The 14,865-nt window shown below is 37.1% G+C and carries 8 protein-coding genes; 2 read left to right on the top strand and 6 right to left on the bottom strand.

Translation table 11 applies throughout. The annotated features are described in order from the left end of the window. Positions 1 to 56: 56 nt before the first annotated feature. Entirely contained in the window at positions 57 to 5,234 is a 5,178-nt protein-coding gene (locus tag M4I44_RS05705; protein WP_249966754.1) for a T9SS type A sorting domain-containing protein, read from the top strand. Between the two features lie 90 nt (positions 5,235 to 5,324). Here the strand turns inward: M4I44_RS05705 and M4I44_RS05700 are convergent, their stop codons facing one another. Continuing rightward, complete coding sequence (locus tag M4I44_RS05700; RefSeq protein ID WP_017494635.1) at positions 5,325 to 6,293, bottom strand: C1 family peptidase; 969 nt, start codon at positions 6,291 to 6,293, stop codon at positions 5,325 to 5,327. A 198-nt stretch (positions 6,294 to 6,491) separates the two neighbouring features. Here M4I44_RS05700 and M4I44_RS05695 point away from each other — a divergent pair, with 198 nt between their 5' ends. Further along, positions 6,492 to 7,328, top strand: a complete 837-nt coding sequence (locus tag M4I44_RS05695) for a hypothetical protein (protein ID WP_249966753.1) — start codon at positions 6,492 to 6,494, stop codon at positions 7,326 to 7,328. Positions 7,329 to 7,531: 203 nt separating this feature from the next. On the opposite strand, the gene M4I44_RS05690 is transcribed toward M4I44_RS05695, so the two are convergent. From M4I44_RS05690 to M4I44_RS05670, 5 genes are all read right to left on the bottom strand, one after another. After that, on the bottom strand, positions 7,532 to 10,708 hold the full coding sequence (locus M4I44_RS05690; RefSeq protein WP_017494633.1) for an efflux RND transporter permease subunit: 3,177 nt from the start codon (positions 10,706 to 10,708) through the stop codon (positions 7,532 to 7,534). Positions 10,709 to 10,800: 92 nt separating this feature from the next. Beyond that, positions 10,801 to 11,868 carry an efflux RND transporter periplasmic adaptor subunit gene (locus M4I44_RS05685; RefSeq protein WP_017494632.1) on the bottom strand — a complete coding sequence of 356 codons (1,068 nt, stop codon included), beginning with the start codon at positions 11,866 to 11,868 and terminating at the stop codon, positions 10,801 to 10,803. An 11-nt stretch (positions 11,869 to 11,879) separates the two neighbouring features. Beyond that, positions 11,880 to 13,214: a TolC family protein gene (locus M4I44_RS05680; RefSeq protein ID WP_017494631.1), complete on the bottom strand. Its 1,335-nt coding sequence runs from the start codon at positions 13,212 to 13,214 to the stop codon at positions 11,880 to 11,882. 61 nt (positions 13,215 to 13,275) lie between these two features. Further along, positions 13,276 to 13,875, bottom strand: coding sequence for a TetR/AcrR family transcriptional regulator (locus M4I44_RS05675; RefSeq protein ID WP_017494630.1), 600 nt, complete (start codon positions 13,873 to 13,875; stop codon positions 13,276 to 13,278). A 108-nt stretch (positions 13,876 to 13,983) separates the two neighbouring features. Then, entirely contained in the window at positions 13,984 to 14,505 is a 522-nt protein-coding gene (locus tag M4I44_RS05670; protein WP_017494629.1) for a YceI family protein, read from the bottom strand. Positions 14,506 to 14,865: the final 360 nt, after the last annotated feature.

The following is a 14,865-nucleotide window of genomic DNA, read 5'->3' as shown; positions in this document are numbered from 1 at the left end:
TTTTTAGTCCGTTTTTTTGTATATATTTGTTTGCCTATTTTAACAAACCGATACGTATGAAAAAAACTCTACTTTTTTTTATTTTACTGTTTTCCAATTATTTTTACGCTCAGGTCAGTGATATGGAGCATTGTTACGGGGATACCCGGTTTAACCTAACGCTCAATCAATCTGCTTTACTTGTTAACTTAAATCCGGTAGAAACCACGCTTAGTTATCATCTTAGTGCTCAGGATGCTGCGACTAATACAAATGCAATTGCACAGCCGACCTCCTTCAATAGTACTGCACCGTCTACGACTATTTATGCCAGAATAGACAATAAAGGAACGGTTACAACAAACTATTTCAATCTAAAAATATACGATCAGATCAATTTTATACCTCTTACAACACCTGTACGCTGTAAAGGACAAAATAATGGCATTTTAACTGTAGCTCCATCGGGAGGCAAAACACCTTATGCTTATAGTCTGGATGGAAGACCTTTTACCGTTTTTAATGGTAATCCTATAGGTACTTTTACTGACTTGTCAGCAGGTACACATACCATTGCTGTAAAAGACGCCATAGGCTGTCAATCGATGCTTTATACTTTTCAGATAACCGAACCTTCTGCTTTGACAGTAAAACTATTTACTGAAAATCAAACGGTAGTGGTTAGTGCCTCAGGAGGAACATCTCCTTATCAATATTCTTTGGACGGAATCAATTATCAAACGAGCTATGTTTTTTCAAATATGCCTGTCGGATCCTACACTTTTAGCGTAAAAGATGCTCAGGGTTGTGTAGCATCAGAATCGGTGAATGTTTATTATCCACTGGCTGTAGGAACTCAGATATTAAAACCTATTGATTGTATTGAGAAGGCTAGAGTTAGTGTTTTTGCAGCCGGGGGAAGTGCTCCGTACGTTTACGCAGTCAATAAAGGTCCTTATCAACCTATAAATGTTTTTTCGAACCTTGCTGCAGGAGATTATGTATTTGAAGTAAAGGATGTCCAAAATGTGGTACGTTATGCTAATGTCACGATAGCCGAACTTGTACCTCTTTCCATAACAACAACAAAAACAGATGCTACAACCAACGAAGATAATGACGGTACTATAACTGTAATGGCCAATGGAGCGCTTAAACCTTATACGTATATCCTAACCGATAATGCAAATAATCCTATTAGAACTCAACAAGCATCTAATGTTTTTTCGGGTCTGAAATCGGGAACTTATGGTGTTCAGGTAAATGATGCGAGTAATTGTATTGCATCGCAAACCAATATTTCTATTCTTAAAAAAACCACGCCTTTATCAGTAGTCTTAGACATATCTCCTGTTACATGTTCTATGTCAACCGGAACTATAACAGTGAATGCTTCGGGAGGTTCAGCTCCTTATCAGTATTCCATAGACAACGGAAATACGTATAGCAGTTCTAATGTATTCCCTAATTTAAATGCAGGAACTTACAATTTAAAAGTTCTTGATGCACAAAACGCTGTAGCTACGGCAACTGCAACTGTAGATCCAATAAAAATACCCGTAATAAACACAACTTATAAAAGTATATTGTGTCACGGAGATTCTAATGGTTCCATATTAGTGGGGACCAATAACGGAAAATCGCCTATTCTTTTTTCAATAAACGGAGGGCCTTATTCTTCTAATAACCTTTTTGAAAATTTAACAGCAGGGAATTATATTTTATCTGCCAAAGACGCTAACGGCTGTATTGTTTCAACATCGGTATTATTAGAGAATCCTGCTCCACTAACTGCCGAAGTTAAGTATTTTGACAGATCTGTTACCGTTACTGCAAGTGGGGGTTACGGAAAATATGAATATTCCCTTGATGGAGGTAATTACAGTGAATCAGGAATGTATTCCAATGTAAGTTATGGCAACCACACTATTACTGTAAGAGATCCTAATAAATGTACTCTAATTGTACCTATAACAGTAGTAAAGCCTACTCCGCTTGTTTCTTCTTTTGTAGTCGATAAAGGTACCGTTACGATTACTACCAGTGGGGGTATCACACCTTATAGTTATAGGCTGCAAAAGTCGACCGGATCTCCATTAACTACAACTCAGTCAAATGTATTTACAAACCTGATCAATGGTTCTTACGACATAATAGTATCAGACGCCCAGGGCGGTCAGGTGCTGTTCTCTAATATCATTATTTCTGAATCGGCTCCATTTACTGCAGTAGCTACTTCAACTCCTATCACCTGTACGGATTTAAAAAGTACAATAACGGTAACAGCAACCGGAGGCTCCGCTCCTTATCAGTATTCTATGTCAAATCCGGAGAATTTTGTAAATTCAAATGTCTTTTCTAATTTAAATGCCGGGAGTTATCTGGTAACCGTTCGGGATTCAAACAATTTTAGAACTACTGCTTCGATTACAATTTCAAGCGCAAAACCGGTATTGGCTTCAGCACAGATTATCTCTGCAATAAGTTGTAATGGTTCCAGTGATGGTGTAGTAAGAGTAAATGTAACTCAGGGACAGTCACCCTATACCTACGCTCTTGACAACGGTCAATTTCAAACTGATGATACTTTTAGGAATGTTAGTCAGGGAACTCACACCCTACGTGTTTTAGATAAAAATGGCTGCCAAGTTACTGTATCTATCACATTATCAGAACCTAGTTTACTACAAGCAACACTTGCTGTTAATGGCAACTCGATTACTGCATTCTCAACAGGCGGAACACCGCCTTACAGGTACTCTTTAGAAAGTAATCATGTAGTTGTGGCAGATCTTCAGGACTCTAATACTTTTAATAATCTTCCTGCAGGAATTTATACGGTTCGTACTATAGATGCAAACGGATGTTATTTTCAATCAGATTATTTAGAAATTTCTCAGTCACCTGTTCTTTCCGCTTCAGCTGAAATAACTCCTATGGACTGTAATACTTCTAACGGAAAAATTATTGTTACTGCAACCGGAGGAACAGCACCTTATGAATATTCCATAGACAACGGGAATAGTTATACTTCCTCAAATGTTTTTAATAACCTTACTGCAGGAAGTTATTTGATAAAAGTTAAAGATTCACAAGCTGCTATAGCTTCTATAACTGCTGTTATAAGTCCTCCAAACCCTTTAACTGCGACAGCTTTCATCACTAAAACGATAGACTGCCTTAGTAATGGCACTATAGATGTTATCGTTTCAGGAGGTAACGGATCTTATCAATATTCGATAGACAATGGAGTTACCTATACTTCTAATCCCGTTTTTACCAATTTAATTGCAGGGACTTACTCTGTTCTGGTAAAAGATGCTTTAAATTGTACTGCACTTGTAAATGCTATAACGCTGGAACAGCCTGTTCTTTTAACAGCGACAGTCACTCATACCCCCATTACAAATTGCTCTTCCCCTGTAAGTGATGTAATTGTTAATGGCGTTGGCGGTACAGTTCCGTATCAGTATTCCTTAAACGGTCTTCCTTTTCAATCTAGTTCTTTCTATACGGGTATAAATCCCGGAAATTATATTCTGGAAGTCAGAGATGCAAACGGATGCAGCTTCAGTACCGTATTCACTATCGAAGCACCGGTTTCTTTCGTGGCAACTGTAGCCATTAATCAGGCTCAAAATTGTAACAATTTTGATATCGCAACCATTACAGCAATCGGAGGACAACCGCCTTACACCTATTCTCTTAATGAATCTAATACATTTTCAGCAGCGAATACCTTCACTTTAGCTCCCGGAACATATACCTTAAAGGCCAAAGACAGCAATGGCTGTATCGCAGCAGTAAACGCTACAATAGCCCCCCGTACTACTCCTGATAGTACATTAATCATTACAAATGCAACAACTGCAACCAGTAATGACGGAGCTATAATCGTAAATGCGACCAGAGGAACAGCTCCTTATACTTACACACTTTTGAACAGCAATAATACAATCATAGTACCGGCACAAAATGCAAATAGCTTTAATAATCTGGCTCCCGGAACCTATAGTGTGATTGTTAAAGATGCCAGAGGATGTTCTTCGTTACAAAACCAAGTAAGCATTTTGGCTCCTAATTCGCTTTTGGCAACAGCTACTGTTATTCAGCCAAGTTGTAATAATCCAATGGGAACAATAACTGTAACGGCATCGGGAGGTACCCCTTTTTATCAATATTCAATGGATAATGGTGTAACTTATAGCCATTCCAATACTTTTACGGTTTCTCCGGGCAGCTATAGCATAAAAGTGCGTGATGCTAATAATGCTATATACACTTTTGTAACCACGATTGTAGCTCCAAATCCATTACACCTTACTACAGTAATTACTTCCTCAGTATCCTGCGTTTCAAACGGAGCAATCATGGCAAATGCTATAGGAGGGCAGGCTCCCTATACTTATTCCATAAATGGAAGTCCTTACCAGGTCAGTAATAATTTTGTGAATTTAAATGCCGGTGTTTATACCATAACTGTAAGAGATACTAATAATTGTACCGTAACAACCAGTTTAACGTTGCAAGCGCCAATTCCTATAGCGGTTTCTGCAACAGTCGACAATCAAAATATAACTGTTACCGCAACCGGCGGCACTGCACCCTATCAATATTCATTAGATTTAAGCAATTTTCAGTCAAGTAACACTTTTAGAGTTTTCAACTACGGGATGTATCAGGTGTCTGCTAAAGACGCTATAGGATGTATTGCATTAATTCATGTTACCATAGATCCTCCTGCACCTTTAATAGAAGGTAAAAATACAATAACTGTCGATTTTAAATCAGGTCAGACTCTAGGAGATCTTGTTATCGAAGGTCAGAACATAAAATGGTACAGCACTAAAGGCCTTTCAACAGGTAAAACGAGTAAAGCTTCAGAAACTCCTTTGCCATTGACCACTGTTTTAGTTGATGGAGTTACGTATTATGCCTCTCAAACCATAGACGGAATCGAAAGTACAGAACGTCTTGCGGTTACGGCAAAAGTAAACGGATCGCTTTCAACACCTGATTTTGCGCTACCGGATTTCAGATTCTATCCAAACCCTGTTCAGGACAACTTATCGATACAGAACAGTTCGGCTATTGATGAGATTGAATTAATCTCGGTTTCCGGAAAGACTATTTTAACGAAGAGAATAAACCATACACAATCTGAAATTGATTTATCGAATGTAGCGGCAGGGTTCTATTTCCTTAAAGTAAAAGCAGAAGGACAAATCAAAACTGTTAAAATAGTGAAGAAATAAAGTCACAAAAAACTCATCACTTTCTATAAAACAAAAGGAGACGGTCTAAAATTAGACCGTCTCCTTTTTTTGATTGAGTTAATTGTATGACTAAGAATTCGCTCCTGGATTTGGAATAATACATCCTGCCCAATTGAAGGCTCCGTTAGCAATATTGTTGTACGTTACATAAAAGAAACCGCTGCGTCCCCATCCAGGTCCCCATGAATTTTGTACTTTAAAAAGTCCTGTAGCATCATCATATCCTACGATACAAACACAGTGACCTCCTTGTCTGCTGCCGTAAAGACTGGACCAAACATGGTTATTATTTCGGATATCATAAAAACTCTGATTGACATCAAAACACACTGCAACGGCATAATTTTGATTCAGATAATACTTGATATCAGCTGTACTTCTTGGATTCACATTAAACCATCCTCCCGTTTTTCTGGCGGCAGCCCATGTTTTTTGCTGAGCTGAAGGCTGAGTGTTACATCCTCCGGCAATGTAAGGCATTTGAGCCTCTGAACATTCTCCCTGATTTTTGATCAAATTCATGGCATCATTCGGGTAAGAACCTGCTCCGCAATTCCCCAGTTTTATCTGATTGTAAATATAGGCTGCACTTCTTGAAGCCCCGCTCCAATTGCTTTGATGTACTGAATTATTAAGATATCTGGCGATACTGTGTGCCGCATAACCCACTCCCCAGCCAACGCAGGAACCTTCGCTTCCCTGATCTCCAACCGGTGGAGTCGGTAAGTTTTTTGCGGCCGCAACTTTAGCAGTCAAAGACATTTTTTGGGTGCTTGTCACTAAATCTGGTCGTAACTCAGCAATTCTCGCACGATAATCAACGGGAGTTAAAAATTCAATACTCTTTAAATAGGCATCCGGCATCTGAGCAAGTCCGTATCTTCCTTTGTCTAAAAGATCGACATTACCGTCCATTAATTTGTCCTGAGCAACGGCATCAGCCTGGTCATTTCCTTTTTCACAAGAGTACAAGGCAAGCAATGCCAGCAGTACAAGTGCCAGTTTTTTAATCGAAAATTTGGTAAATAGTTTTTTCATAATTCTTTTGGGTTTTGTTGTTAATTTTTAATTTGTTAAATTATTTAACGAATTTATTATTAATTTTAGCAGAACATTAACACTAAAAAGATCACAACAATAACTTATCTTACACACAAATCTATAATCAGGATTTAATTAACAGGAATTGTATTTAATTATCGTCAAAACGAACGTCAATTATTAAAAAATTCGCCTATGGAAATCATAATAGAAAAATTAATAAAGGGCATACAATCACATCCAATCATACAAAACAGTACACTCTCCGGTGTTACAGAATGGAAAAGAGCGCACTACATTATCCTTTCGGAAATAATCTCTGATGTTTTAGAGAAATCGGAATTTATGCAGGGCTCCAAAAGAAATGAGCTTGGATGTTCGATCTCGAGCATGACCTTGCAAAGGATTTTCACCAATGACTCTTCTAAAACCAAAAACTCTGATTTGCGGTTTTTAAAGAGTCTGGACAAACTGGCCATTTTTATTGGCTATCCTTCTTTAAACCATTTTCTGAATGATGAAGCGACAGACGCTGTAAAAACTTTAGAGTCTGAAAATAAAATGGAATCGGGTGCCTTTTTTGAAAAACTGATTAGCGATTATTGTCAGGAAGAGTTTAATTCTTTACAAAAATTACCTGTCGTTAGTATGGATGGATTATGCGATTTTGTATTCAAAGAAGGACCTTTCGCAAAAAGGATTAAGGATCTTTTTGAAAATTATTCGACTTTAAAATATCATTTAAACTGTGAGGATAACCGGTCTAATTTTGAGCTTTATGATTTTAAGATTTCAAGTATCGAAGAAAATATCGCTATTCTTACGGTGAAGGAGTTTTGGAATCTGGAGTGGAAAAACGAAAATGACGTTACTACAATTGTACTAAATAAGGTGAACAGACAGACTTATTTCATCAAAAAAAGAGACGATGTCTGGAAAATATGGGACAACTACAACCCTGATTATAACGAGATCTCAACAAAAATACACTCGGCTATAGAAAGCCAGCACATCAAAAAAGTTCTTATTTAACAAAATGCATAATTTTAAGCTGTTAAAAGTATTTATTTTTAACACATAGAAATCAATTCTATATGAATCACAACCCACAACTTATCTAAATTTAAACCATAAAAAAATCCCAAACTCCTTTTGGAATTTGGGATTTTATTTTACCAGTTCCTCCCGAAGTGTCGGGATTGAAATTTGGAATTTCTTTATTGAGATTTTAAATCTTAATGGGTATGTTTAGGATTAAAACCATCTTCGCTTAATTCTGTTGGCGTATAATCCGCGAACATTTCAGCTTCGTAGTTGATTTTTTCTCCTTTAGAGAATTTATGAATAATTTTCTCCATGATATTATAGATAACCGGAACCACAATTAAGGTAAGGAATAAAGACGAAATTAATCCTCCGATAATTACCCATGCCAAACCGTTTTTCCACTCAGCTCCTGCTCCTGATGCTAATGCAATTGGGAACATACCGAATACCATCGCAATGGTTGTCATCAAAATTGGACGCAAACGAGCGTGGTTGGCCTGGATTAATGCGGTACGAATAGATTCCCCTGCTGCTCTTCTCTGGTTCGTATAATCGACCAACATAATCGCATTCTTACACACCAGACCGATCAACATGATGATCCCCAGAATCGTAAAGATGTTCAATGAGTTGTTGGTCAAAGCCAAGGCTAACATCGCACCAATAAATGAAAGCGGGATAGCAAATAATACTACGAACGGGTGAACGAAACTGTCATAAAGTCCAACCATTACCAGGTAAACCAAGATAATAGCGGCCAATAAAGCGATTCCTAAAGTACCAAATCCTTCCGATTGGTTCTCCTGGTCACCACCCCAGATGTAGTTTACACCGGCTGGTTTTTTCAGTTTGTCTAATTTCACTTGCCATTGCTGAACAATTGTTCCTGATGGCACCCCAACGTTTTGTCCTTTTACCGTTACCGAAGCCGATTTATCTCTTCGCTCTAACTGGCTAGGTCCTGAACCTTCTGTAATGTCTGCAAATTGAGACAATTTAATTTGTTGACCTGCTGCATTAATAAAAATCAGGTTGCTAACGTCAGTAATACTTTTTCTGTCGAATGCATTGTATCTGATGTTGATATCGTATTCGTATTCACCAGCTCTGTATTTACCGTCTGTATTTCCACTAAAAGCAGTCTGCATGGTTAAACCAACGGTTTGAAGTGTTAGCCCTAATGCGGCCATTTTATCACGATCTACTTTAACATTGATCTCCGGATTTCCGTCCTCAACCGTTAATTTAATCTCTGTTGTTCCCGGAATCGTGCGTAATTCTGCTTCTGCCAATTTAGCAAATGCCATAGCACTTTCTGTTGACGGACCTGTTACGATCAATCCTAATGTAGCATCTTCGGCTGTTCCTAAGATACCTACCGGAACGGTTTTTACTTTAGCACCAACTAATACTTTTTCTAACTTTCGTTTGATTTTTGCTGCGTAAACGTTAGCATCATCCGTACGGTCTTTTTGTTCGATCATTTTTACGTCGATCTCCGCTTTGTAAGCTGTTGCCTGCGATGCTCCAAAACCCTCACTGGTTTGTCCTACTGTTGTAATCTGACTGTGAACATATTCTTGTGCTTTCAAATAAGCTTCTGCTTTCTGGGTCATGAAGTTGGTTTGCTCTAACGAAGCATCTTTCGGCATTTCGATTTGAACTAAAAACTCCCCACTATCAGAAGAAGCAAAGAACTCTCCTCCGATGAAACCTCCTGCCATTAAACCAATTGTTGAAGCAAAGAACAATACAATTACTACTGCGAATGTTTTAATATAATGATCCAGACACCAGGTTAATAAATGAGAAACCCAGTCCGTAAAACGTGTTAAATAACTTTCGAAACCAAGAATAATTCTTCCAAATAAATTCTTTCCTTCAATATGCTCTAATTTACCATAACGAGAAGACAACCAAGGAATGATGGTAAAAGAAGCTAAAAGCGACAACATCGTTGAAATAATTACCGTCACACAAAATTGTGTAATAATATTAGAAACTAATCCGGAGCTCATCGCAATTGGAAGGAATACCACCACAATTACCAAAGTAATCGAAGTTACAGTTCCACCAATTTCTGCGGTTCCATCATACGAAGCACGAATTCGGCTTTTACCCATTTCCATGTGTCTGTAGATGTTCTCCAGTACCACAATCGCATCATCCACCAGAATACCAACTACAAGAGATAATCCTAATAAACTCATTAAGTTCAGGGTGTATCCCATTAAATAAATACCGATAAAAGTAGCAATCAAAGAGGCCGGAATCGACACCATTACAATCAGCGAGTTTCTGATACTATGAAGGAAGAACAACATTACGAAAGCTACCAGCACTACCGCAATTAATAAATCGTGTACTACAGAGTCTGCCGCCTCTAAAGTAAAAACGGTACTATCCTTTGCTACTTCCAGTTTTAACTGGTTTGCTTTATAATCTTTTTCAAGAGTCGCAATTGTCTTTAATAAATGCTCACTTACCGCAACCGCATTCGCATCTGATTGCTTTACAATTTGCAAAACAATCGCACTTTTCTGATCTACACGTGATATTTTTTCAGCGATCTTTTGAGTATCCTGAACATCCGCAATATCTTTTAAACGAACCTGAATTCCGTTTTGAGAAGAAACTACCAGATTTCTTAATTCTTCAACACTTTTATATTTACCTGCTAAACGAATCAATATTTTTTGATCACGAGTCTGGATATTCCCTGTTGGGAAATCCAGATTCGAAGTCAAAATGTTTTGTTGTACCTGTGGAACAGATAATCCGTACCCCTGCATTTTTAAGGCATCAAGGTTTACCTGAATTTCACGCTCTGAACCACCAATAATATTTACCTGCGCCACACCTTGCACACGGGATAAGATAGGAGCAATTTTTTTGTCAATTAAGTCATAAAATTCTGCCTCGTCCATTTTTCCGTTGGCACCAAGCGTCATGATTGGTAAATCACTTAACGAGAATTTGGTTAGTGCCGGTGTTTTTACGTCTTCCGGTAAATCACTAATAATCGCGTTTATTTTTCGCTGTGCATCGTTCAGAGAGAAATCGACTTTTGCTTCAGATGTTAGAGTAATCGAAACGATAGATAAACTCTCGTACGATTTCGAGTCAATTTTCTTAACATTCTCTAAGGATGCGATCGCATCTTCAATTTTCTTGGTTACTGTGTTTTCTACCTCACTTGGAGAAGCTCCCGGATATATGGTAGAAATGGTAATAACGTTTTGTTCAAATTTCGGGATCAGCTCATAACCTAACTGGCTGTAGCTGAACAGTCCACCTAATGTTAGAATTGTAAAGAGTACAATTACCAACGACGGACGTGTGATGGATATTTCGGCTAATTTCATATATGTTATTTTAGGCTGTAGGCTATACGCTGTAGGCTTTAGGCTCTTATTAAAGGCTTAAAGCTTACGGCGTAAGGCTTAAAGCGGTACAATTATTTAATAATTTCTACTGTGTTACCGTCTTGCAGGTTGATTTGACCCGTTACAATTACAGTTTCTCCATCAGTTAATCCGTTGATGATTTCTACTTTATCACCCAAAATTCTTCCGGCAGTTACTTTTCTTAATTTTGCAATACCTTTTTCTACTACGAAAATTTGGTTACTGCTCACACTTCCTACGAATGCATTTCTAGGTACAACCATAAGGTTTTGTTTTTGTTGTTTCGATGCAAAGTTTGCCGTTCCGTACATACCTGCTTTCAGGTCGTTGTTTACGTTATTTGTAATTTCGATTTCAACGGGGAAGTTCAAAGATTCATCCGCTTTTGCAGCAATGAAAGTAATTTTTCCAGAGAAATTTTTATCCGGATAAACACTTGCAGTTACGTTAATATGATCTCCTGTTTTTAAACTCGCTACCTGATTTTCGTTTACAGTAACTACTAATTTTAATTTAGAAACGTTAACAATATCAAACAAAGCTGTTGCAGGCATTCCGGTTAAGATAGATCCCGGCTCGATATATTTTTTATTGATAAAACCGCTAATTGGAGCTTTTACTCTGGTATCACCAACATTGATTTTTGCTTGTGTCAAATGAGATTGTGCATTGGTTAAAGCTAATTTTGCCTGGTCAACTTGCTGCTTGGTAACTCCTCCGGTTTTATAAGCATTCTCATATCTCATGTAATCTGATTTTGCATTTTGATAAGCCGCTTCCGCAGTCTGAGCATCAACATTGATAACGTCTCCTCTCATTGTTAATAAAGTTTGACCAACTCTTACATAGTCTCCTTCTTTAGCCAGAACACTGATTACTTTTCCTGATTTCTCAGCAGAAAATGTCAATTGCTGGGTTGGTTGGAAGTTTCCGTTTGCTACGAAATCAAGTGAAACTTCTTCTGTTTTAACCGGAGATACTTTTACGGAAACTGCAGCATTTTTCTCTGCTACGATATCTGTCTTTTCCTTGTTCTCTTTCTTATTTTTATTTAAGATATATCCAATCACGCCCAGAGATGCGATTATGATTACGATTGTTATAATAGTTTTCTTCATTGTACTTCTAGTTATTTAATAAGAGTTTTAAGTTCGCCTTTTGATTTGATTAATGCTACTTCGGCAATTTTATAATTTAAAATGGCTCTGGTATAATTATTTTGTGCTTCAAGAGAGGCATTTTCTGCATCTAACAAGTCAGTTAAAGAGGCCAATCCCTGAAGGTAATTGTTTTTTGTATTGCTTAAGATTTCTGTCGCTAAGCGCATATTTTCTTTTTGATTGGTGATCGTCACAAGGTTATTATCGATTTGTGCCATCGCATTTTTATAGTCCAGATCAAGCGAAAGTTTAGTATCCTTGATATCTTCCTCAAGTGATCTTAGCTCAACATCGGCCTGTCTTACTTTTGCACGAGTTCCGAATCCGGTAAAGATTGGTACGTGAAGGTTTAAGGCAATTGCAGAGAAATCAGACCAATAAACTCCCTGAGAAGGTTTTGCAAACCAAGGCATTTGAGGGCCCTGTCCGATGTAGTTATACCCGGCAGTCAGAGAAAGCGTTGGGTAATATCCTGCTTCAACGGCTTTTTTATTGAATACTAAAAGTTCTTGTTGTTTTTTCAAAAGCAGGTACTCTGTTCTGTTTGCCGTATTTGGCTGTTCCGTTAAGGCAGCAGGAACCACTTCAAATTCTTCTTTTGGCATATCAATTTGAGTTTCTATTGGCATTCCCATATAAAACTTCAAAGCATTTTCCTCCAGAGTAATCTGATTCTTAATTTGTTGACGTTCTGTATCAATGTTTGACATTTTCACGATGATACGATCTAAATCAATCTTTTTAGCCAGACCATTGTCAAACTGTCCTTTTACAATATCACGAACTTTAGTCGTGTTAACATAATTACTGTCTAACAAAGTCAGTCTTTCTTTTTGTACATAAACAGAGTAGTAGTTATTGGCAACTCTTTCAATTACTTGCTCTTCTGTCAACTGATTGTTGATCTGATAGAACTCACGGGTAGATCTTGCTGCTCTTAATCCGGTAAAAACGGACTGATCAAAAATGGCCTGTGTTAAAGAAACTCCGGCAGTCGAAACCCATTTTTGACCAAATGCTGCCTGAATCGTAGTTCCCGGTGCACCAAATCCTGCACCATCAATTACAGTAGTCTGAATGATCGGATTGTGTGTTAAATTTCCATTTGCCGAAATTTGAGGCAAAGCTCTTGAGCGTATTTCCTGTATTTTGTATTCACTGTTTTCAACCTGAAGTTTCGCCTTTTTAGCATCGGCTTTATTTTGAAGCGCATAAGTAAGCGCGTCTTTTAGGGTTAAACGTGTGACTTGTGCACTGGCTGACAGACCAATTGTACACAAAAAAATGAGAACTATTCGTTTCATATGCTGTTAGATATTTGTTTGTGTTGATGATTTAAAAAATCATACTATTATTGATTGATGATTATACTCTGATTTTCTTAAGTTGCTTTTCCAATTCCACTATTCCTTTTTCTGTCGCCATAGCTCTGGTGTGATATTCCAGTGCCTCCAGTTCTATTTTTTGTGCTTCACTTTCCGAAACGGTAGTCTCGTTGATGTGAAAAATTAGTGTATAATAAAATTTCACATAAACGTCTACATTCAGGTCTTCACGATAAAGCCCCTCACTAATTCCTTTTTCAATATTCTTTCTGAACCAATGGCTGCACAAATCAATCTCCTGACACAATATATTTTGATAAATATCCGGATAATGTTTTTTTAGCTGATAAATGGGCGAAGTATCGATGTTGTTTTTAAACATGTCTCTGAACATTTCTCTGATTTCAAAATTTTCATGAATAGAATTGTAATTTTTCGCTACAATAGTGTCAATTATTTCGTGTACCTGTTTATGAACCAATGAGGTACTTTCCTCAATCAGGACTTCTTTATTACAGAAATATTTGTAGATCGTTTTTTTCGAAATACACATTTCTCCTGCTATGTCGTCCATTGTGACACTTTTAAATCCAAGTTTTAAAAACAGCTCGCTTGCTTTTGCTATGATTTTCTCTTTCATTTTAATTTTCAAATTGCATTACAAATATACTGAGGAAACTAAACTCACGAAAATAGTTTCCGTAATATTTGTAATAATTTTACATTAATTTACTTCATTCTGTAAGATTTATATGCTAAACTCTAAATTTGCAATAAGCTTAATGTCTTTTCCTAAAGCCAATCCTCCATTATGACTGAACGAATTATAATCTAAACCAAAATCCTGACGCTTAATGTCTCCTTTGATTTCAAAAGCAACTTTCTTCTCACCATTGTACGTATTAACCCCTATAAACTCGGCATCAAGTTCCACTACTTTGGTAACATCTTTAATCGTTAAGTCACCTTTGAAAAAATTAATATTGTTGTTTACTTTTTGAAACGAAGTCGATTTGAAACTAATAATCGGATGTTCGTTTACATCAAACAAATCCTGAAGTTGTAAATAAGTATCAATTTGCTGAAAATTATCAATCTTGTTGTTAATGTCAAGCGAAAACTCAACCGATGCATCTTCTACTTCATTGTCTTCAATATTCACATAACCACCAAATTTATTTGTAGTTCCTCCCATGTAAGCAATAATCGAATGTCTCATTTTAATCAAAACATCTGATTGGCTAGAATCTAAGGTCCATGTTGTTTTCATAAATTACTGTTTTTACTGAGGTTATACATTTCTCAATTCTACAAGGAAACTATTTGAGTGTTTCAAGTTTCCTGTTCGACGGTGCAAATATAGACAGGAAACTCTGAATACCAAAAAAGTTTCCAAGTTTTTTTGAAAATAATTTTAAAACAAACCCAAAACCGCCTTCGACTCCGCTCAGGTTAACAAACACAATCATGACATGAATGTCAGGTTGAACGAAGTTGAAGCCTCCCGCACTTACACCCAAAACCCATTATCAAATTATCAAATCACCTCCATTATCTAATTCCTCCACCATCTTTTAAAATTTTAAAAACGCAATAATTCATAATGAATCGTATCTTTGGACCTCGCAAA

It is taken from the genome of Flavobacterium sp. B183 (assembly GCF_023539155.1).
Classification (GTDB): Bacteria; Bacteroidota; Bacteroidia; order Flavobacteriales; family Flavobacteriaceae; genus Flavobacterium; species Flavobacterium tructae.
The sequence above is the reverse complement of the archived record's forward strand: the minus strand, read 5'-3'. Positions and strand labels throughout refer to the sequence as shown.

Coding starts and splice junctions, on each gene's coding strand:
- M4I44_RS05690 (WP_017494633.1), bottom strand. CDS start 10,708: ATGAAATTAGCCGAAATATCCATCACACGTCCGTCGTTGGTAATTGTA.
- M4I44_RS05680 (WP_017494631.1), bottom strand. CDS start 13,214: ATGAAACGAATAGTTCTCATTTTTTTGTGTACAATTGGTCTGTCAGCC.
- M4I44_RS05700 (WP_017494635.1), bottom strand. CDS start 6,293: ATGAAAAAACTATTTACCAAATTTTCGATTAAAAAACTGGCACTTGTA.
- M4I44_RS05695 (WP_249966753.1), top strand. CDS start 6,492: ATGGAAATCATAATAGAAAAATTAATAAAGGGCATACAATCACATCCA.
- M4I44_RS05705 (WP_249966754.1), top strand. CDS start 57: ATGAAAAAAACTCTACTTTTTTTTATTTTACTGTTTTCCAATTATTTT.
- M4I44_RS05675 (WP_017494630.1), bottom strand. CDS start 13,875: ATGAAAGAGAAAATCATAGCAAAAGCAAGCGAGCTGTTTTTAAAACTT.
- M4I44_RS05670 (WP_017494629.1), bottom strand. CDS start 14,505: ATGAAAACAACATGGACCTTAGATTCTAGCCAATCAGATGTTTTGATT.
- M4I44_RS05685 (WP_017494632.1), bottom strand. CDS start 11,868: ATGAAGAAAACTATTATAACAATCGTAATCATAATCGCATCTCTGGGC.